This window comes from Burkholderia sp. Bp9140, from assembly GCF_003853425.1.
GTDB lineage: Bacteria > Pseudomonadota > Gammaproteobacteria > Burkholderiales > Burkholderiaceae > Burkholderia.
The window spans coordinates 127,365-146,417 of record NZ_QTPQ01000010.1; the positions used below are offsets into that span (position 1 = coordinate 127,365).

17 protein-coding genes and 1 pseudogene are annotated in these 19,053 nt (G+C 70.2%); 8 read left to right on the forward strand and 10 right to left on the reverse strand.

The features are described 5' to 3' along the window. Positions 1–30 precede the first annotated feature (30 nt). Genes glgX through treY form a run of 4 tightly spaced genes read left to right on the forward strand, consistent with a single transcriptional unit; the run spans position 31 to position 9,109 of the window. A complete protein-coding gene (glgX, locus tag DIE21_RS11030) occupies positions 31–2,145 on the forward strand; it encodes a glycogen debranching protein GlgX (RefSeq protein ID WP_124497721.1) in 2,115 nt (704 codons plus the stop codon). A gap of 9 nt (positions 2,146–2,154) precedes the next feature. Further along, entirely contained in the window at positions 2,155–4,038 is a 1,884-nt protein-coding gene (treZ, locus tag DIE21_RS11035; protein ID WP_124497722.1) for a malto-oligosyltrehalose trehalohydrolase, read from the forward strand. Further along, entirely contained in the window at positions 4,035–6,329 is a 2,295-nt protein-coding gene (malQ, locus tag DIE21_RS11040; protein ID WP_124497723.1) for a 4-alpha-glucanotransferase, read from the forward strand. Before treZ ends, malQ begins: the two co-directional genes overlap by 4 nt. Continuing rightward, entirely contained in the window at positions 6,326–9,109 is a 2,784-nt protein-coding gene (gene treY, locus DIE21_RS11045; RefSeq protein WP_124497724.1) for a malto-oligosyltrehalose synthase, read from the forward strand. Before malQ ends, treY begins: the two co-directional genes overlap by 4 nt. 120 nt (positions 9,110–9,229) lie before the next feature. Here treY and arsH read toward each other — a convergent pair whose 3' ends face one another. The 4 genes from arsH to DIE21_RS11065 all read right to left on the reverse strand — a co-directional run bounded on the left by arsH (position 9,230) and on the right by DIE21_RS11065 (position 11,965). Beyond that, entirely contained in the window at positions 9,230–9,952 is a 723-nt protein-coding gene (gene arsH, locus DIE21_RS11050; protein ID WP_124497725.1) for an arsenical resistance protein ArsH, read from the reverse strand. A 20-nt stretch (positions 9,953–9,972) separates the two neighbouring features. Beyond that, positions 9,973–11,043, reverse strand: coding sequence for an ACR3 family arsenite efflux transporter (arsB, locus tag DIE21_RS11055; protein WP_124497726.1), 1,071 nt, complete (start codon positions 11,041–11,043; stop codon positions 9,973–9,975). A gap of 69 nt (positions 11,044–11,112) precedes the next feature. Continuing rightward, positions 11,113–11,607 carry an arsenate reductase ArsC gene (locus DIE21_RS11060; RefSeq protein WP_124497727.1) on the reverse strand — a complete coding sequence of 165 codons (495 nt, stop codon included), beginning with the start codon at positions 11,605–11,607 and terminating at the stop codon, positions 11,113–11,115. Between the two features lie 22 nt (positions 11,608–11,629). After that, positions 11,630–11,965: a helix-turn-helix transcriptional regulator gene (locus tag DIE21_RS11065; protein WP_124497728.1), complete on the reverse strand. Its 336-nt coding sequence runs from the start codon at positions 11,963–11,965 to the stop codon at positions 11,630–11,632. 323 nt (positions 11,966–12,288) lie between these two features. On the opposite strand from DIE21_RS11065, the gene DIE21_RS11070 reads away from it, so the two are divergent. After that, positions 12,289–12,966 (forward strand): Fic family protein, encoded by a 678-nt coding sequence (locus DIE21_RS11070; protein WP_311767444.1) that lies wholly within the window; start codon positions 12,289–12,291, stop codon positions 12,964–12,966. Positions 12,967–12,986: 20 nt separating this feature from the next. Here the strand turns inward: DIE21_RS11070 and DIE21_RS11075 are convergent, their stop codons facing one another. Further along, the gene (locus DIE21_RS11075) at positions 12,987–13,238 is read right to left on the reverse strand and encodes a hypothetical protein (protein WP_124497729.1); all 252 of its coding nucleotides are present in this window, start codon (positions 13,236–13,238) and stop codon (positions 12,987–12,989) included. Positions 13,239–13,354: 116 nt separating this feature from the next. Here DIE21_RS11075 and DIE21_RS11080 point away from each other — a divergent pair, with 116 nt between their 5' ends. Next, positions 13,355–14,605, forward strand: coding sequence for a phosphatidylserine decarboxylase family protein (locus DIE21_RS11080; RefSeq protein WP_124497730.1), 1,251 nt, complete (start codon positions 13,355–13,357; stop codon positions 14,603–14,605). Positions 14,606–14,639: 34 nt separating this feature from the next. On the opposite strand, the gene DIE21_RS11085 is transcribed toward DIE21_RS11080, so the two are convergent. The 5 genes and pseudogenes from DIE21_RS11085 to DIE21_RS11105 all read right to left on the reverse strand — a co-directional run bounded on the left by DIE21_RS11085 (position 14,640) and on the right by DIE21_RS11105 (position 17,177). Further along, the gene (locus DIE21_RS11085; protein WP_124497731.1) at positions 14,640–14,867 is read right to left on the reverse strand and encodes a hypothetical protein; all 228 of its coding nucleotides are present in this window, start codon (positions 14,865–14,867) and stop codon (positions 14,640–14,642) included. Between the two features lie 255 nt (positions 14,868–15,122). Continuing rightward, positions 15,123–15,463: pseudogene (locus tag DIE21_RS11090) on the reverse strand (DUF1488 domain-containing protein). A 3-nt stretch (positions 15,464–15,466) separates the two neighbouring features. Continuing rightward, positions 15,467–16,015 (reverse strand): type 1 glutamine amidotransferase domain-containing protein, encoded by a 549-nt coding sequence (locus DIE21_RS11095; RefSeq protein WP_124497732.1) that lies wholly within the window; start codon positions 16,013–16,015, stop codon positions 15,467–15,469. Between the two features lie 291 nt (positions 16,016–16,306). Beyond that, the gene (locus DIE21_RS11100) at positions 16,307–16,672 is read right to left on the reverse strand and encodes a DUF3022 domain-containing protein (RefSeq protein WP_124497733.1); all 366 of its coding nucleotides are present in this window, start codon (positions 16,670–16,672) and stop codon (positions 16,307–16,309) included. 133 nt (positions 16,673–16,805) lie between these two features. Beyond that, positions 16,806–17,177 carry a hypothetical protein gene (locus tag DIE21_RS11105; RefSeq protein ID WP_124497734.1) on the reverse strand — a complete coding sequence of 124 codons (372 nt, stop codon included), beginning with the start codon at positions 17,175–17,177 and terminating at the stop codon, positions 16,806–16,808. Between the two features lie 144 nt (positions 17,178–17,321). Here DIE21_RS11105 and DIE21_RS11110 point away from each other — a divergent pair, with 144 nt between their 5' ends. Both DIE21_RS11110 and DIE21_RS11115 read left to right on the forward strand, forming a co-directional pair. Then, on the forward strand, positions 17,322–17,678 hold the full coding sequence (locus tag DIE21_RS11110; RefSeq protein WP_124497735.1) for a DUF3175 domain-containing protein: 357 nt from the start codon (positions 17,322–17,324) through the stop codon (positions 17,676–17,678). 42 nt (positions 17,679–17,720) lie between these two features. Further along, on the forward strand, positions 17,721–19,040 hold the full coding sequence (locus DIE21_RS11115; protein ID WP_124497736.1) for a sodium:proton antiporter: 1,320 nt from the start codon (positions 17,721–17,723) through the stop codon (positions 19,038–19,040). Positions 19,041–19,053 lie beyond the last annotated feature (13 nt).

The window sequence follows — 19,053 nt, forward strand, 5'->3', positions numbered from 1 at the left end:
CCCGGCGCCCTCGACACGGAAATGATCCCCATGCCGACCGCCCTGCCTGCCCGTCTCGACCCCGGCCGCTGCTATCCGCTCGGCGCGACCTGGGACGGTCTCGGCACTAATTTCGCGGTATTTTCCGCGCATGCGCAGCGCATCCAGCTGTGCGTGTTCGACCCGACCGGCCGCAAGGAGCTCGCACGGCTCGACCTGCCCGAATGCACCGACGAGGTGTGGCACGGCTACCTGCCGAACGCGCATCCGGGCACCGTGTACGGCTTTCGCGCGGACGGCCCGTACCAGCCGCAGCACGGCCATCGCTTCAATCCGACCAAGCTGCTGCTCGACCCGTATGCGCGCAAGCTGGTCGGCCACTTTCGCTGGTCCGACGCGCTGTTCGGCTATCGCGTGCATTCGAACCGCGCGGACCTGTCGATGGACCGGCGCGACTCGGCCCCTGCGATGCCGAAGGCCGTGGTCGTCGACGAGGCGTTCGACTGGCGTACCGACCGGCGCCCGAACGTCCCGTGGCGCAGCACCGTGATCTACGAGACCCACGTGCGCGGCGCATCGATGCGCCGCGCCGGGCTGCGCGCGCCGGAACGCGGCACGTTCGCGTCGCTCGCCCACCCGGCATTCATCGATCACCTGCTGTCGATCGGCGTGACGACGGTCGAGCTGCTGCCGGTGCATGCGTTCCTGCAGCAGCGCGCGCTCGTGCAACGCGGGTTGCGCAACTACTGGGGCTACGATACGGCCGCGTTCTTCGCGCCGGAGCCGTCGTACCTGTCGACGCGGCGGCTCGACGAAATGCGCATCGCGATCCGCCAGCTGCATGCGGCCGGCATCGAAGTCGTGCTCGACGTCGTCTACAACCACACGTGCGAAGGCAACGAGCTCGGCCCGACGCTGTCCTGGCGCGGCCTCGACAACGCGAGCTACTACCGGCTGCGGCCGGACGATCCGCGCTACCACGTCGACGAGACCGGCTGCGGCAACACGCTGAACCTGTCGCATCCGCGCGTCGTGCAGATGGTGATGGATTCGTTGCGCTACTGGGCGAGCGCGTTCAACGTCGACGGCTTTCGTTTCGATCTCGGCGTGACGCTCGGCCGCGAGGATCACGGCTTCGAACCCGGCGCGGGGTTCTTCGACGCGTTGCGGCAGGACCCGGTGCTCGCGCAGCGCAAGCTGATCACCGAGCCGTGGGATCTCGGCCCCGGCGGCTATCAGCTGGGCCGCCATCCGCCCGGCTTCGCCGAATGGAACGACCGCTTTCGCGACACGGTGCGGCGCTTCTGGCGCGGCGACGCGGGCCAGCGCCAGGAACTCGCCGCGCGGCTCGCGGGCTCGGCCGACCTGTTCAATCACCAGCGGCGCCGCACGTGGGCGTCGGTCAATTTCATCACCGCGCACGACGGCTTCACGCTCGCCGATCTGGTGTCGTATGCGCACAAGCACAACGACGCGAACGGCGAGGACAACCACGACGGCCATGGCGACAACTGCAGCGCGAACTGGGGCGTCGAAGGCGCCACCGACGATGCGTCGATCCACGACCTGCGCGCGCGGGTCGCGCGCTCGATGCTCGCGACGCTGTTTACCGCGCTCGGCACGCCGATGATCGTGGCCGGCGACGAATTCGGCAGGACGCAGCACGGCAACAACAACGCCTATTGCCAGGACAACGAACTGTCATGGCTCGACTGGGATCTCGCGCGCACCGACGAAGGCGTGCAGATGATGCGCTTCGTGTCGCGGCTCGCGGCACTCCGACGCATGTACACGGTGATGTCGGCGCCGCACTACCCGTCCGGCGACCGCGACTGTGCAGCGGGCATGCACGAGATCGACTGGTTCGACGAGCGCGGCGACCCGCTGACCGTGCCCGCGTGGGAAGACGGCGAACGGCGTGCGCTGACGATACGGCGCGTCGGCACCGGCCGCACCGGGCGCATCGAGGCGTTGCTCGTGATGCTGAATGCGTCGGCCGCCACGATCACGTTCAAGCTGCCGGCGCCCGTGCTCGACTACCGCGTGCTGCTCGACACGGCGACGCCCGACACCGGCCCGCGCTCGTGGCCGAACGCCGGTCTCGACGTCGCCGCGCATGCGGCCGCGATCGCGGTCGCGGCCGTGCCGCCAGACCTGTCTTCGTGAGGAGCCGCCATGACGTCACGCACTGCCCATCCGCCCGGCACGCACGCATTCGCTTCGTCGTTCGGCGCGGCCTGCCTCGACGCGGCGCACACGCGCTTCCGGTTGTGGGCGCCCGCGAGCCGCACGGCCGCGGTCGAACTGCACGGCGAACGGCGCGTCGCGATGCGGGCCGCCGGCGACGGCTGGTTCGAGATCGTCGCGCCGTGCGGTCCGGGCACGCTGTACCGCTTCCTGCTCGACGACGGTCTCGCGGTGCCCGATCCCGCATCGCGTTTCCAGCCGGATGACGTACACGGCCCGAGCCAGGTCGTCGATCCGGCCGCGTACCGCTGGCGCCACGACGCGTGGCGCGGCCGGCCGTGGCACGAGACGGTGCTGTACGAACTGCACGTCGGCGCGTGCGGCGGCTACGCGAAGGTCGAGCGGCGCCTGCCCGGCATCGCCGCGCTCGGCGTGACCGCGCTCGAGCTGATGCCCGTCAACGCGTTCCCCGGCGCGCGCAACTGGGGCTACGACGGCGTGCTGCCGTTCGCGCCCGCTGCGTCGTACGGACGGCCCGAGGAACTGAAGGCACTCGTCGACGCCGCGCACGGGCTCGGGCTGCAGGTGTTTCTCGACGTCGTCTACAACCACTTCGGCCCCGAAGGCAACCTGCTACCGCGCTATGCGCCCGAATTCTTCCGCGCGGACCGGCAGACCGCCTGGGGGCCCGCGATCGACTTCTCGCGTGCGCAGACGAGCGCGTTCTTCATCGAGAACGCGCTGTACTGGCTCGACGAATTCCGCTTCGACGGCCTGCGCATCGACGCCGCGCACGCGATCGACGACGACACATGGCTGCGCGAGCTCGCACGCCGCGTGCGCGCGCATGCGGGCGGTGCGCGCCACGTGCACCTGGTGCTCGAGAACGAACGCAATGCGGCGAGCCTGCTCGGGCCTGACGGTTTCGACGCGCAGTGGAACGACGACTTCCACAACAGCGCGCACGTGCTGCTGACCGGCGAGCGCGAAGGCTACTACCGCGCATACGCCGATGCGCCACTCCGTCATCTCGCGCGCACGCTTGGCGAAGGGTTCGCGTACCAGGGCGAGCCGTCGCCGCTGCACGACGGCGCGCCGCGCGGCGAGCCGAGCGCGCACCTGCCGCCGACCGCGTTCGTCACGTTCCTGCAGAACCACGACCAGATCGGCAATCGCGCGTTCGGCGAGCGGCTGCGCGCGCTCGCGAACGACGACGCGGTGCGCGCGGCGACCGCGTTGATGCTGCTCGCGCCGCAGATTCCGCTGCTGTTCATGGGCGAGGAAGCCGGCAGCACGCAGCCGTTCCAGTTCTTCACCGACTATCGCGGCGAACTCGCCGATGCGGTGCGCGAAGGCCGGCGCCGCGAGTTCGCGGCATTCCCCGCGTTCGCCGATCCCGCGCATCGCCATGCGATCCCCGATCCGAACGACGTCGGCACGTTCGTGCGCTCGTCGCCGGGCCACGCGGACGACGCAGCATGGCCCGACGCTGACGCGTGGCGGCACTTCTACCACAGCGCGCTGGCCGTACGCGCGGCGCTCGTGACCCCGCACCTGGCCGGCGCCCGTGCGCTCGGCGTCGATCTGCTGTCCGCCCACGGCAACAGCGACGGCAACGGCAATGCGGCCGCGCTCGTCGCGCGCTGGCGGCTCGGCGACGGCAGCACGCTGACGCTCGCGTTCAATCCCGGCTCGCGCGATGCAGTGCTGCCCGCGCTGCCGGTCGGCAAGATCGTGTTCGAGACGCCGGCGCGGGCGCGCGACCGGCTCGCCGACCAGCGCCTGCCCCCACGCACCTGCATCGCGTGGCGCGACGGCGCGGTCAACCGCGATGCGCTGAATCACCGCGCGAACGGACATACGCGGCCATGACGACCGACGTGCCGATCGCCGAACTCGCGCGCGCGGCCGGGCTGGAGCCGGACTGGATCGATGCGGGCGGCGTCGCGCGGCGGGTGGACGACGACGCGCTCGTCGCGCTCGTCGATGCGCTCGGCTGGCCGTGCGGCACGCCGAGCGAGCGGGTCGACAGCGCGGCGGCGCTCGCCGGCGCGCGCGACGCGACGCCGCGTGTCGTGACCGGTGACGCCGGCGTGCCGTTGACGCTGCCGCGCAGCATCGCGCCGCCGGGCACGCGCTTCCGGATCTCGCTCGAATCGGGCGAGTACGTCGACGGGCACGTGGCCGATGCGGGCGAACACGGCACGCTGCCGCCGCTCGCGCTGCCCGGCTATCACGCACTCGACATCGGAGCACGACGGATCGGGCTCGCGATCGCGCCGCCGCGTGCGCGGCCGTTCAACGCCGGCGGCGGCGTGCCGCAAGCACGGCGCCGCTGGGGCATCGCGGCCCAGCTCTACAGCCTGCGCCGCACGGGCGACGACGGCGCGGGCGACTACACCGCGCTCGCCGGCCTCGCCGCGTGCGCGGCACGGCATGGCGCGGACGCGGTCGCGATCAGCCCGACGCACGCCGGCTATCCGGCGCTGCCCGAGCACGACAGCCCGTATTCGCCGTCGTCGCGCCGCTGGCACAACGTCGCGTATCTCGACTGCGATGCGGTGCCGGGCGCCGATAGCGTGCGGCGGACGAGCGGCCCGGCGGCGCACGAGGTGCCTGCGCCGGATACGCCGCTGATCGACTGGCCGCACGTCCTGCCGCTCAAGCTGCGTCGGCTGCACGCATGCTTCGATGCGTGGCGGGCAAACGGCGAACCGTCGCGCGACGCGCTCGAACGGTTTCGCGCGACGGGCGGCGCATCGCTCGACGCGCATGCGCGCTTCGACGCGCTGCAGGCGTTCTGCATCGACAACGGGATCGGCGCGGACTGGCGGCAATGGCCCGCGCAGTGGCAGATGCCGGCTTCGGCCGAGGTCGACGCCTTCGCGCATGCGCATGCCGAGACGATCGCGTTCCACACGTTCCTGCAATGGTGCGCGTCGGACGCGCTCGGCCACGCGCAGCTTGCGGCGCGCGACGCGGGGATGACGATCGGGCTGATCGCCGACCTCGCGGTCGGCTCCGATCGCGCGGGCAGCGACGCGTGGGCGCACGGCGCCGCGCTGCTGCGCGGCGTGTCGGTCGGCGCGCCGCCCGACCTGTTCAATGCGGACGGTCAGGCGTGGGGCGTGACGACGTGGACGCCCGCCGCACTGCGCGCGAACGGCTTCGCGCCGTTCGTCGACCTGTTGCGCACGGCCTTCGCGCATGCGGGCGGGATTCGCATCGATCATGTGCTCGGCTTCGCGCGGACGTGGATCGTGCCGGACGGCCGGTCGCCGCGCGACGGCGCGTACCTGCGCTATCCGGTCAACGATCTCGTGCGGCTCGTCGCGCTGGAGGCGGCACGGCATCGCGCCGTCGCGATCGGCGAGGATCTCGGCACGGTACCGGCGGGCTTTCGCGAGCGGCTCGGCGCGCAGGGCATCGCGGGAATGCGCGTGCTGTGGTTCGAACGTGACGCAAATGGCGTGTTTCGGCCGCCGTCCGCGTGGGATCGCGACACGATCGCGATGACCTCGACACATGACCTGCCGACGGTGGCCGGCTGGTGGCGTGGTGTCGATCTCGAGTGGCGGCGGGTCGTGGCTGGTGCGGATGCGGATACGGCCAGGCATGCGCGCGCGGCTGACGAGCGCGACCCGGCGCAACGCGCCGCGAGTGCGCGCAATGCCGACGACGACATCGGTCGCGCTGCCGCCGCACACGGCTCGGGCCGCGATGAACACAACGATCCGGGCCCGCGTGACGATACCCCCGCCACGGACGACGGCCACCACAGGCCTCCCGCACCCGACACATCGCCCCCCGCCCCCGACCTCATCGCCGCGCAGGCCGAACGCGCCGCCGACCGCGCGGCGCTGTGGCGCGCGTTGCAGCACGCGGGCTGCGCACCGGCCGGCGCGCCCATCCCGTCCGCCGACACGCCGCCCGTCGGCGCGATCCTTGCATGCGTCGCACGCAGCCCGGCGCCGCTCGCGATCGTGCCGCTCGAGGATCTGCTCGCCCTGGACGAGCAACCGAATCTCCCCGGCCCGCCGTGCGGCCATCCGAACTGGCTGCGCCGGCTGCCGCGCACGGTCGACGCGCTGTTCGACGCCCACGTGCGCAAGCGCATCGCGGCGATCGAGCGCGCGCGCCGCGCCGCGGAGGACGACGCATGACGCCGCGCGCAACCCTGCGATTGCAGCTGCACGCGGGCTTCACGTTCGACGACGCGGCCGCGCACGCCGACTACTTCGCGCGGCTCGGCGTGAGCCACCTGTACCTGTCGCCGATCACGACGGCCGAGCCCGGCTCGCTGCACGGCTACGACACCGTCGACCATCACGCGATCAGCGCGGAACTCGGCGGCGCAGCCGGCTTCCGGCGCCTCCTCGACGCGCTGCGTGCGCGCGGCCTCGGCGTAATCGTCGACATCGTGCCCAACCACATGGGCGTCGGCGGCGCGTCGAACGGCTGGTGGAACGACGTGCTCGAATGGGGGCCGGCGAGCCCGTATGCGCGCCATTTCGACATCGACTGGCATCCGCCCGATGCGGCGCTCGACGGCAAGGTGCTGCTGCCCTGCCTCGGCGCGCCATACGGCGACGCGCTCGCGGCCGGCGACATCACGCTCGGCGCCGATCCGTCGACGGGACGCTTCTTCATCGCCTGCCCGGGCAGAACCCTGCCAATCGCGGCGGCGACCTACGCGGAGATCCTGCGCATCGCGAACCGCGCGGACCTGAACGCGCTCGCCGAACGCTTCGCCGCCCCGACGGTGCGCGGCAGCGCGCGCCTCGCGGCCGCGCACACGGCGCTGCGCGACCATGCCGCCGCACAGGGGCCGCATGCGTTCGATGCGATATTGCGCGGCGCCGATCCGCGCCGCGCACGCTCGCGCGCGTGCCTGCATCATTTGCTGGAACGCCAGCACTACCGGCTCGCGTGGTGGCGCACGGCCGCCGACGAACTGAACTGGCGGCGCTTCTTCGACATCGCGACGCTCGCGGCCGTCCGCGTCGAGGACGCAGCGGTGTTCGACGCGGTGCACGCGCTGCCGCTGGCGCTTCATGCGGCCGGCTGCATCGACGGTCTGCGCGTCGATCACGTCGACGGCCTCGCCGATCCGCGCGCGTACTGCCGGCGCCTGCATGCGCGGCTCGCCGCGCAGCGCGACGAGCGGCCGTACATCGTCGTCGAGAAGATCCTCGCGCCGGGCGAGACGCCGCGCGACGACTGGCGCGTCGACGGCACGACCGGCTACGACTTCATGAACGACGTCGCCGCGCTGCTGCACGACCCGGCCGGCGCCGCGCCGCTCGCCGCGCACTGGGCGGCCGTGTCGGGGTCGGCGCGGTCGTTCGCGCAGGACGCGGTGGCCGGCAAGCGGCGCGTGCTGATGCGGCAGTTCGCCGGCGAGCACGAACGCGTCGCGCGAGCGTTCCACCGCATCGCGCGCGCGGCGCCCGCGACGCGCGACATCAGCCGGATCGCGATCCAGCGCGTGCTGGGCGAGCTCGCCGTGCACCTGCCCGTGTACCGGATGTACCCGACACCCGGCGACGAGCCGAGCGCCGCCGACCGTCGCGTGCTGGCGCACGCGTACGACGCGGCGTGCGCCGCGATCGACCCGTCCGATCGCTACGCGCTCGATCGCGTCGCCGGCTGGCTCGGGGTGCCGGGCACGCGCGTGCCGCGCGCGGATACCGCGGCACTGCACGCGGCACGCGTCGCATTCGCACAGCTCACCGCGCCACTCGCCGCGAAGGGTGTCGAGGACACGGCCAACTACCGTTACGGGCGGCTGTTGTCGCGCAACGAGGTCGGCGCCGATGCCGGCGACTTCAGCCTGTCGCGCGGCGCATTCCATGCGCGCAACCGGCGCCGCGCACGCACCGTGCCGCATACGCTCGTCGCGACCGCGACGCATGATCACAAGCGCGGCGAGGATGCGCGCGCGCGGCTCGCGGTGCTGAGCGAAGTACCCGACGCGTGGCGCGCGGTGTCGCTCGACTGGTCCGCGCTGAACCAGCCGCATCGTGGCGGTGCGCATCGCGATCTCGCGTGGGCGCCGGGGCCGGCCGCGGAAGCGATGCTGTACCAGACGCTCGTCGGCTGCTGGCCGCCGGGGCTCGCGCCCGACGATGCGGCCGGGCTCGCGATGCTTGCCGAGCGCGTGGTGCGCTGGCAGACGAAGGCGCTGCGCGAAGCGAAACAGCATACCGACTGGCTCGCGCCGGACGCCGGCCATGAACGCGCTTGCGAGCAGTTCGTCCGCGCGATCCTGACGCCGCGCGGCGCGGGCGATTTCGTGCACCGGCTGCATGCGTTCGTCACGCGAATCGCGCCGGCCGGTGTCGTCAACAGTCTCGCGCAGGCGGCGCTGCGGATGGCGTCGCCGGGCGTACCCGATCTGTATCAAGGTACCGAGTCATGGGATCACTCGCTCGTCGATCCGGACAACCGGCGCGACGTGCCGTTTGCCGCACTCGCGGCCGAGCGGGTCGATGAACCTGTCGCCGCGTATCTGCGTGACTGGCCCGATGCGCGCGTGAAGCGCGCGCTCGTCGAGCGGATGCTCGCGCTGCGCACGCGCTGGCCGGCGACGTTCGCGGATGGCGCGTATGTGCCGCTGCGCGTGCGCGGCAGGCTCGGACGGCATGCGGTGGCGTTCGCGCGATGCGACGAAACGGCGACGATCGTGGTGATTGCGACGCGGCTCGCGTGCCGGTTGCTTGGCGAAGTACCGGGCTTGCCGCGCGTCGAGCCTCGGGAATGGGGCGATACGGCCGTGGTGCTGCCGCGCGGCGCCGGCGAGCGGTGGATCGACTGGCTGAACCAAGGAAGCGAGGCCGAGGCGCCGGACGGCGCGATGCGGCTCGATCGTTGTCTTGCCGCGTTGCCGGTTGCGGTGCTGGTGGCGGCCGACAACCAGCGTCCAAAGAGCCGGGAGTCGTAATCGATTTGTGCCGACCGGCCCGCAGATGATCGTTTTTGTACCGCCGGAATCGTATTTCGTACAAAACAGCCTTGCCTAATCGATTTCGCGCCGAGGTCGGCGAACCCACGCCTGCAAACCTCAGATCCCGCGCTGATTCACCCGCTTCGACAATGCCTCCGCGCTTTCCTTGCGCTCGCTGTACCGATCGACCAGATACGGGCCGATGTCGCGCGTGAGCAGCGTGAACTTGACCAGCTCCTCCATCACGTCGACGACGCGATCGTAATAGGCCGACGGCTTCATCCGACCCGCTTCGTCGAATTCCATGAACGCCTTGGCCACCGACGACTGGTTCGGGATCGTCAGCATGCGCATCCAGCGCCCCAGCACGCGCATCTGGTTCACCGCGTTGAACGACTGCGAGCCGCCGCTGACCTGCATCACCGCGAGCGTCTTGCCCTGCGTCGGCCGCACGGCGCCGACCGACAGCGGGATCCAGTCGATCTGCGACTTCATGATCCCCGTCATCGCGCCGTGCCGCTCCGGCGAGCACCACACCATCCCCTCGGACCACATCACCCGTTCGCGCAGCTCGACGACCTTCGGATGACTCTCCGGCGCATCGTCGGGCAGCGGCAGGCCGCTCGGATTGAACACGCGCACCTCGGCGCCCATCGCCGTGAGCAGGCGCCCGGCTTCCTCGACCAGCAGCCGGCTGAACGAACGCTCGCGCAGCGAGCCGTACAGCAGCAGGAAGCGCGGCGGATGCGTGGACGGCGACGCCGGCCGCAAGCGGCTCGCGTCCGGCACGCGGAACAGTGCAGGGTCGAGTTGCGGCAGGTCGGTCAGTCGGTCGGTCATGAAGGGATTCCGTGGTTGGCTCAAGCGCGCTCGTACCAGCCCTTCGACCGGTTGACGATGCGCACGACCAGCAGCATGACCGGCACCTCGATCAACACGCCGACGACAGTCGCCAGCGCCGCACCGGAGTGAAAACCGAACAGGCTGATCGCGGCCGCGACGGCGAGCTCGAAGAAATTGGATGCGCCGATCAGCGCGGACGGGCACGCGACGTTGTGCTTCTCGCCCACCGCGCGATTGAGCCAGTATGCGAGCGCCGCATTGAAGAACACCTGGATCAGGATCGGCACCGCGAGCAGTGCGATCACCAGCGGCTGCTTCAGGATCGCTTCGCCCTGGAACGCGAACAGCAGCACGAGCGTCGCGAGCAGCGCGGCGATCGACCACGGGCCGATCTTCGCCATCGCGGCATCGAACGCGGCCGGTCCGTCGCGCAGCAGCCGCTTGCGCCAGATCTGCGCGAGGATCACCGGCAGCACGATGTAGAGCACCACCGACGTAAGCAGCGTCGCCCACGGCACGGTAATCGCGGACATCCCGAGCAGCAGCCCGACCAGCGGCGCGAACGCGATCACCATGATGCTGTCGTTCAGCGCGACCTGCGACAGCGTGAACAGCGGATCGCCGCCCGTGAGCCGGCTCCACACGAACACCATCGCCGTGCACGGCGCGGCGGCCAGCAGGATCAGGCCGGCGATGTAGCTGTCGAGCTGGTCCGCCGGCAGCATCGGCGCGAACAACTGCCGGATGAACAGCCAGCCGAGCAAGGCCATCGAGAACGGCTTGACGAGCCAGTTCACGACGAGCGTGACGCCGATCCCCTTCACATGCTGGCGCACTTCATGCAGCGCGCCGAAGTCCACCTTCACGAGCATCGGCACGATCATCACCCAGATCAGCAGCCCGACCGGCAGGTTGACCTGCGCGTACTCGATGCGGCCGATCCGCTGGAACAGGCCGGGCAGCACCTGGCCGAGCGCGATGCCGGCGACGATGCACAGCGCGACCCAGACCGTCAGGTAGCGTTCGAAGAAGTTGATCGCGGGCTTGACGACGGCGTCGCGGGGCGGGATGACGTTGGACGTGTTCATCGGACAGAAGGATTCGGGCTGGAGAAACGCACGCGGCACACCGGTTCATGCAAGCCGCCGTGCGCGCGCTCAGTTTCGCGAGATGGCGGTCAATGCCGTCTGGAGTTCGGCGTTGCTCATGCGCTCGAGCGGCAGTGCCAGCAGTTGCAGCATCCGATAGCCGAGCGCCTCGCGTGTCAGTTCGAACGCGAGCCGCTTGCCCGCGTCGCCGCCTGCCGCGTTCGACGGATCGGCGTAGCCCCAATGCACTTTCACCGGACTGCCGGGCCAGTACGGGCACGTCTCCGCGGCCGCGCTGTCGCAGACCGTGATGACGATGCGCATTGCCGGCGCGCCGTCGCCGACGAATTCGTCCCAGCTCTTGCTGCGGTATCCGTTGACGTCGACGCCGGCGCGCGTCAGCGCGTCCAGCGCGAACGGATTGAGCCGGCCGCTCGGCGCGCTGCCGGCGCTGTAGGCGCGCACGTCGCAGCCGAGCTTCGCGGCCCAGTGGTTGAGCATCCCTTCCGCGAGCACGCTGCGCGCGGAGTTGTGGGTACAGAGGATCAGGACGTTGGTGGTCATCGGCGGGGGCGTGAATGCGTGCTTACGTCGGGTCGGAGCAGGAGGTCGAACAGGCGGAGACCGGCGAGCACGGATTGCCGCCGCAGCAGTTCTCGGTGAGGTAGCCGATGAGTCCGTTCATCGTCGCGAAGTTCGCGCAATAGAACACGAAGCGGCCTTCCTGGCGGCTCGTGACGAGCTGCGCGTGGGCCAGTTCCTTCAGATGAAACGACAGCGACGACGGCGGCACGTCGAGCAGTGTCGCGATTTGCCCGGCCGCCAGGCCCGACGGGCCGGCCTGCACGAGCGCGCGAAAGACGGCGAGGCGCGACTCGTGCGCGAGGGCCGACAGGGCGGCGATGGTCTGGTTCGTTTCCATTGTTCGATAATACTCGAAATATGGAAACGATGGAAGCTGGCACCGGCCGCCGACGATCGCACCCTTGATCCCTTCCGCATAATCGATTTTGTGCAAATCGCCCCACGTATAATCGTTTTTGTACGCCCGTAATCGATTTGTGCACTGAACGACCGCAAATAATCGATTTTGCGCGGTAGCCGACCCGACTGACAGGAGCTGCATATGGCCGAACTGCCCGACAATCCGATCGGTGCCGCCTGGCTAATGGCACATTGCGATGTCCACCCCATGGCACGACTCCCCGTCATCAGCCGCTGCGGAGGACGCCGCGCAACCGAAGCATGCGCAGCGCCGTTGCGGCCTTCGGCTTTGTCTACATTCATCCGCTTGCTGACGGAAACGGCCGGGTCCATCGCTTTCTGATCAACGATGTCCTGCGGCGGGACGGCGCCATTCCAGAGCCCGTGATCCTCCCGGTATCCGCGGTCATCATGGACGATGCGGGCGAACGCCGCGGCTATGACAAAGTCCTGGACCACGTGTCCGCTCCGCTGATGGCGCACATTCGCGGGAGTGTGTCGTTCGAAGCGGCTCAGACTGCCTATCCTGACGGTGTCGTCTCCAACTTCGCGTTCGACGGCGAACAACAGGCGCAGCCGCTATGGCGCTACCCGGACCTTGGCCCGCACGTGCAGTATCTCGCCAATATCGTCAAGCGCACGCTGACCGAACACATGCGCGAAGAGTCGCGTTATCTGCGCAGTCACGCGCGGGCTCGGCAGGCTGTCAAGGAAATCGTGGAAATGCCGGACCACCAGGCCGACCGCGTGCTCCGCTCGATCGAGCAGAACCAGGGGCAACTCAGCAACGTTCTGGCCAGGGAGATGCCTGTCCTGCAACAAACCGGCGTCTGGCCCGCCATCGTGGACGCCGTATCTTCGGCCTTCCGCGACGAGGAATCGACCGATCCTGCGGTCGTCGATCGCTATCGGCCGGAGCGGCCAGCGGGCCAGCAGTAAGCGCGCGACGTCGCGCGACGTCACGACCACTCCTCCGGCGGCATCGCCCCGTCGTCATCCTCCCAATGCGGCTCGCCCGTCTCCGCACTCCCGTGCGTCGTCACAGGCGCGTTCGTGCGGCCGCGTCCGGTCCGCCGCGTGCCGCCGCGCGACGTCGTCGCACGCACGCGTGCCCGCGTGCGCGTCGGCGCCACGGTTCGCTGCTCGTCGCCGCGGCCCTCGCCGGTCGAAGCCGCATCCTGGATCTGTCGCGCATTCGAAGCTGCGTTCATTTCATGCTCCGTGTGATTGAAAAAGCTGATCGCCGGAATGCAGCAATTTCGGTGCCGCGCGCCGGGCAAGCGCCTTGCTGCCCGCATTCGTACCGCAACCGTTGCCGGAGGCGACCATGCCGACAGACAGCAGCACGCCGCCCGGGACACGCCATCGCCTCGGCGAATGGATGGCCCGCGAGGAATCGCACATGGCCGCGTACCGCGAAAAAATCACGAACGAAGCGCGCGCGCAGGCCGGCGAACGGCTGCGCACGCCGGCCGTGCAGGCACTCGCGCAGTTGTTCGACGACAACGCCGTGCTGCACATGTGCCTCACGCGCGCGATCGACGAGGCACGCGAAGCGGGCCGCACGCTCGGCTACACATCGATCGGCGAGCTGATGACGGTGATCGATCACCTGATGGCCTATACGCCGCCATTCAGCGAAACGAGCCTGATCGTGTGCCCGCTGAACGCGTTCCTCGACTGGCCGATGTGCATGCCGTCGGGCCATGCGGTGTTTCGCGACGCGGCGGTCAACGCGCATCTGAAGCAGGTGCTGAACGTGTGGTGCGACTTCCTCGGCGGCCCGCATTCGCGCGCGCATCTGGACACGTCGGCGCCCGACGGCTGGTTCTGCGAAGCCGCGCGGCAGCGCCTCGGCCTGGCGCAGTTCCAGTATCGCGAGGACCAGCCGCACTGGGGCTTCGACTCGTGGAACGACTTCTTCACGCGGCGTTTTCGCGCGGATGCGCGGCCGGTCGCGGCGCCTGACGATCCGCACGTGATCGTCAGCGCGTGCGAAGCCGCGCCGTATCACACCGAATCGAACCTGAGGATTCGCGACACGTTCTGGATCAAGGGCCAACCGTATTCGCTGCGCGACATCCTCACGCCCGCGCGGCTGCCGCTCGCCGAACGCTTCGTCGGCGGCGACCTGTACCAGGCGTACCTGAGCGCGTACAACTATCACCGCTGGCATGCGCCGGTGCGCGGCACCGTCACGCACGCGTACCGGGTCGACGGCACCTACTACTCGGTCGCCGAGGCGGAAGGCCCGGACCCGGCCGGGCTCAACGACTCGCAGGGTTACATGACGGCCGTCGCCACGCGCGCGGTGGTCGCGATCGACTGTGACGATCCGGGGATCGGCACGGTGGCCGCCGTATTCGTCGGGATGGGCGACGTGTCGTCGTGCGTGATCGAGGTCGTGCCGGGGCAGCGCGTCGACAAGGGCGACGAGATCGGCCGTTTCCAGTACGGCGGCTCGACCTGCTGCCTGCTGTTCGAGCCCGGCGTGATCGAGCGCTTCCTGTCCGCGCCGCCGTTCGACGGCAATACGCCGGTCGTGCAGGTCAACGCGTCGGTCGCGATCGCGCACTGAGCCGCGACAGCGATCCGGACGGCTCGCAAGCGTGTCACGCGTCGGCGCCTCCAAAGCCGCGGCCGCCGCCGTGCCGCTGCATGCACTGCACGACGGACAGTCCGCCGGCGGTCAGCGCGGGACGGCTCGCGCCCGACGCGTCGAGGCGCATCTCGATCAGTTGTTGTTCGACTAGGGCGACGACGTCGTCGCTGTCGGGCTGGATCTGTTCCGGTGCGCGATGTACCAGGAACAGTGCGGCAAATTCATGTGCTGTCAGCATGTTGTCTCCTCCCATTGACGGCTTGACGCGATGCGGCGGGGCATCGCGACGGCGCGGGTGCGAATCGTGCGCCGCAATAAGGGATACATGCAGGGAGCGTGCCGGTATGTGGGACGAAGAAGCCCCGTGAGCAGCCGGCGCGCGGCGCGATGTGTCACTTCAGGCCGAGCGGGAGGTGCTGCAAAGTTTTCAACGGCGTGTAATGGCGCGCCAAGGGGGCACGATGCGGCACGCGCGCCACCCGCGCCGCGCGAATCACGACTTCCGCGAGCGGAGCAGCCCGGCGCGCGCTGTCTTGCCCGCCGCCTTGTCGCGCACCCGGAAGTAGCCGCTTGCAGTTCCACGCCGCCCTTGCCGTCGGCGAGCACTTCCTCGCACGCGGCCTCGATGCGCGCGCGGCCGCGGTCGAACGCGTCGCGCAGATCGGCTTCCAGCGCGGAGCTTGCGCCGAAATGATCCTCGAGCGCCTCGACCGTGATCGCGCAGATCAGCGGCTTCCCGTCGACCTCGACGACGAAGCGCATCTGCAGCACCGCGCCGTCGAACTCGGGCGGAGCATCGGTCAGCGTCACGTGATGAACGGAATCGGCCGGCATCGCTCACGCTCCCCGCGACGCGAGGCACTGCACCAGCGCGCCGTTGAAGGCGGGCAGGTCGGCGGGCTTGCGGCTCGTGATCAGGTTGCCGTCGCGCACGACCTCCTGGTCGACCCACTTGCCGCCCGCGTTGCGGATGTCGTCCTGCAGGCTCGGCCAGCTCGTCATCGTGCGGCTGTCCACCAGCCCGGACGAGACGAGCAGCCAGCCGCCGTGACAGATCGCCGCGACGGGCTTGCCCGCGCCGACGGCCGCGGTCACGAACTCGCGCGCGGCCGGCAGCATCCGGATCGCGTCGCCGTTGACGACGCCGCCCGGCAGCACGACCGCGTCGTAATCGCCTTCGCGTGCGTCGTCGAACGTGCGGTCGACCTTCACGCGATCGCCCTTGTCGACGTGCCTGAATCCCTGGATCTCGCCGCGCTTCTGCGAAATCACGTCGACGTGCGCGCCTTCGGCCGTCAGCGCGCGCTGCGGTTCGACGAGTTCGGCTTCCTCGAAGCCGTCGACCGCGAGTATCGCTACCTTGCATCGATCCAGCTTGCCGATCATGGAACGCTCCCTGTCGTTGCGGCACCGGTCGTGCCATGCCCGTCGCGCAGCAATCGGCGTGCCGCGCCTCGATGGATTCATGCCGTACGACCCCGTTTCGGCGGGGCGCGACCCGCAATCGCCAGACGATGGCGCGTACGTGTGCCGCCACGTGGTGCGCGCGGCGGGCCGCGTCACACCGCGCCGCGCGGCGTCTGCAAAGATTTCAACGGGATGTGTAACGCGTCCGCATTCAGCGGAACCGCCGGCGGGCTTCGTGCGAGGCTGCGCGCGCGAGCTGCCACGCCACGCTCACTGCAGGTGACGCGCGGCGTCGAGCATCGCGTCCGTCAACTCGACCGTCAGCGTCAGGTCCTCGGTCACGTCCGGCAGCGAGTCGAGCGTCGCCTGCACGCTTTCGTGCAGCATCACATGCACGCGCATCCGTGCGCCGTCGTCGAGGTCCGCATAGCGCTCCATCGTGTCGCAGTCCAGCGCGAGCACGACCGCGTGCCGCGCGGCATCGGGCGGCGCATCGGACGCGCGCGCCCACGCCGCATGAAACGTGATCCTGCCGGTCGCGACGTCGAGATGCACCGTCGTATCGAGATCGTCGGTATCGACCGCTTCGGTGTCCAGCTCGCTGTCGTCGAGCGAGATCCGGGAATTCGATTGCATGATGTCCTCCTGCGTGGTGGCGGCGTGCCGGCCCCGCGGCCGGCGGCCGGCACCCGGCACCCGGCACCCGGCATGCGGCATGCGGCGGCCGCCATCGCGCCGCGCCGGCCGTGCCGGCGCGACACCGAGATCGTCAGTAACCGCTGGAACCCGTGCCGCCGGCACCGCCCATGCCGCCATTTCCGGCGCTGCCGGCGCTACCGCTGCCGCCGGTCCCGGCACCGGTCGGGCCACCCGGCTTGGTCCGCACGGGCGGGCGCGGGCCGCGCGGCTCCCGCATGCGGGTCGCGGGCGGCGGTGCTGCGGCATTCCCGTTCGACAGGCCGCCCGTGCCCTGTGCCGACGTATCCGGTGGCGACAGGATCGGCGCGCCGGTGCCCTCGTCCGGACGCTGCGAGTTCTGTGCCCACGCGGCCGGCGCCGCGGCGACGAGCGCGACGGCCGCGACGGCCGCGCACGCGAGGATCCGGCGCGCGACGGATTTCGATTCGGATGCTGCCTTCATGGAACGTTCTCCCTCAATGGAACCGCGGTCGTGGCATTTCCCGCGCGTACGGTTCAGCAAGGCCCGTGCCGTCAGCGATGCGCGGCATGCGGCTTGCGGCGCCCATGACCAACGCCCCATCCCGATCCCGTACGGAGTCCTGCGATGTCGTCAGCTTCCGCTTCCCGTCCGCAAGGCAAACGCGCGACACGCCGCCCGGGCCGTGCGCGCGGCAACGATCCGCATCACCGCAAGCGCTGGTCCGCCGACGTGATGCAAAAAAGCGATGCGCTCGACCTCGAGCCCGAGATCTTCAAGTCCGACGATCCGGGCGCGATCGCAGCCTCCCTCAAGCGCTCGGCCGAACGCAGCCGCCGCCGCAAGGCGTCGCCGTTCCAGTCGGCGATGTCGATGCTGAACTTCTACGTGAACCGCGCGGGCCGTAACCTGCCGAAAACGCGCCGTGCGACGCTCGAACGCGCGAAGCGCAAACTGCGCGAGGCGTTCGGCCGCAAGCCATGACGGCACCCGCCTGCTCCGTATCGACCTGCTCCGCCCGCCCTCATGCATGAAACGCTGTGGTATCTGATCGTCGGCGCGGTGCTGATGGCCATGGGCGTCGCGACCTCGGCGCTGCGTCACCTGCCGTGCAGCACCGCGATGGTCTATCTGGCGCTCGGCATCGCGCTCGGCCCGTCCGGCGCCGGCCTCCTGCATCTCGACATCGCGCGCGACGCGCAACTGCTGCGCGAGATCGTCGAGGTCGCGCTGCTGGTGTCGCTGTTCGCGATCGGGCTGCGGCTGCGCGTGCCGCTGTCCGACGCACTGTGGCTCGTGCCGTGCCGGCTCGGCCTGCTCGCGATGATCGTCACGGTGCCGCTGCTCGCCGGCTGCGCGGTGCTGACGCTCGGTCTCGGCTGGGGTCCCGCGCTACTGCTCGCGGCGATCCTCGCGCCGACCGACCCGGTGCTCGCGCACGACGTGCAGGTGCACGATCCCGGCGACCGCGACCTGGTGCGCTTCGCGCTGTCCGGCGAAGGCGGGCTGAACGACGGGATCGCGCTGCCGTTCGCACTCGCGGGCCTCGCGCTGTGCGGCGCGCCCGACACGCCGCACGTGCGGCCGGCGCTGTCGGGCACGTTCGCGCTGGCCGCGCTGTGGGGCATCGCGGGCGCGGCCGCGATCGGCGGCGTGCTCGGCGCGGCCACCACCCAGGCGATCGGCTGGCTGCGCACACGCCATGCACAGGCGCTCGGCTTCGAAGGCTTCTTCGCGCTTGCGCTGATCGTGCTGTCGTTCGGCGCCGCGCAGCGCGCGCATGCGTTCGGCTTCATCGCGACGTTCGCGGCGGGCGTCGCGATGCGACGCGTCGAGCATCGCGCGAGCGGCGAGCGCCGGCCGCGCGAAGTGATCGGCCGGATCGATTCGGAAGACGTGGCCGCAACCGAGAAACATCCGGAGAAAGTCCACGCGTTCATGGCCGAATCGGTGCTCGATTTCACGATCGAGCTCGAACGGATCGCGGAAGCGCTCGTGATGACGATGATCGGCAGCGTGCTGGGGACGCTGTCGGCTCCGCTCGTCACGTGGGGCGCGGTTGCGCTGTCGGTCGTGCTGTTCCTGGCCGTGCGGCCCGCGGCGGTGCTGCTGACGCTCACCGGCTCGCGCGCGACGCATGCGCAACGGCGGCTGATGGCCTGGTTCGGCATACGCGGAATCGGCTCGTTCTACTACCTGCTGTTCGCGCTCGAACACGGGCCGTCCAGCGCGGTGCGGCCGCTCGCGGCACCGGTGCTCGCCGTCGTGTCGGCATCGGTGATCGCGCATGGCATATCGGCGACGCCGCTGATGGACTGGTATTACCGGCTGCAGCACCGGCGCTGACGGTGTCATGTCA

Bases quoted from the DNA above. Each gene is read 5' to 3' on its own strand.
- glgX (WP_124497721.1), top strand. From the start codon at position 31: ATGCCGACCGCCCTGCCTGCCCGTCTCGACCCCGGCCGCTGCTATCCG.
- treZ (WP_124497722.1), top strand. From the start codon at position 2,155: ATGACGTCACGCACTGCCCATCCGCCCGGCACGCACGCATTCGCTTCG.
- malQ (WP_124497723.1), top strand. From the start codon at position 4,035: ATGACGACCGACGTGCCGATCGCCGAACTCGCGCGCGCGGCCGGGCTG.
- treY (WP_124497724.1), top strand. From the start codon at position 6,326: ATGACGCCGCGCGCAACCCTGCGATTGCAGCTGCACGCGGGCTTCACG.
- arsH (WP_124497725.1), bottom strand. From the start codon at position 9,952: ATGACCGACCGACTGACCGACCTGCCGCAACTCGACCCTGCACTGTTC.
- arsB (WP_124497726.1), bottom strand. From the start codon at position 11,043: ATGAACACGTCCAACGTCATCCCGCCCCGCGACGCCGTCGTCAAGCCC.
- DIE21_RS11060 (WP_124497727.1), bottom strand. From the start codon at position 11,607: ATGACCACCAACGTCCTGATCCTCTGTACCCACAACTCCGCGCGCAGC.
- DIE21_RS11065 (WP_124497728.1), bottom strand. From the start codon at position 11,965: ATGGAAACGAACCAGACCATCGCCGCCCTGTCGGCCCTCGCGCACGAG.
- DIE21_RS11070 (WP_311767444.1), top strand. From the start codon at position 12,289: ATGCGCAGCGCCGTTGCGGCCTTCGGCTTTGTCTACATTCATCCGCTT.
- DIE21_RS11075 (WP_124497729.1), bottom strand. From the start codon at position 13,238: ATGAACGCAGCTTCGAATGCGCGACAGATCCAGGATGCGGCTTCGACC.
- DIE21_RS11080 (WP_124497730.1), top strand. From the start codon at position 13,355: ATGCCGACAGACAGCAGCACGCCGCCCGGGACACGCCATCGCCTCGGC.
- DIE21_RS11085 (WP_124497731.1), bottom strand. From the start codon at position 14,867: ATGCTGACAGCACATGAATTTGCCGCACTGTTCCTGGTACATCGCGCA.
- DIE21_RS11095 (WP_124497732.1), bottom strand. From the start codon at position 16,015: ATGATCGGCAAGCTGGATCGATGCAAGGTAGCGATACTCGCGGTCGAC.
- DIE21_RS11100 (WP_124497733.1), bottom strand. From the start codon at position 16,672: ATGCAATCGAATTCCCGGATCTCGCTCGACGACAGCGAGCTGGACACC.
- DIE21_RS11105 (WP_124497734.1), bottom strand. From the start codon at position 17,177: ATGAAGGCAGCATCCGAATCGAAATCCGTCGCGCGCCGGATCCTCGCG.
- DIE21_RS11110 (WP_124497735.1), top strand. From the start codon at position 17,322: ATGTCGTCAGCTTCCGCTTCCCGTCCGCAAGGCAAACGCGCGACACGC.
- DIE21_RS11115 (WP_124497736.1), top strand. From the start codon at position 17,721: ATGCATGAAACGCTGTGGTATCTGATCGTCGGCGCGGTGCTGATGGCC.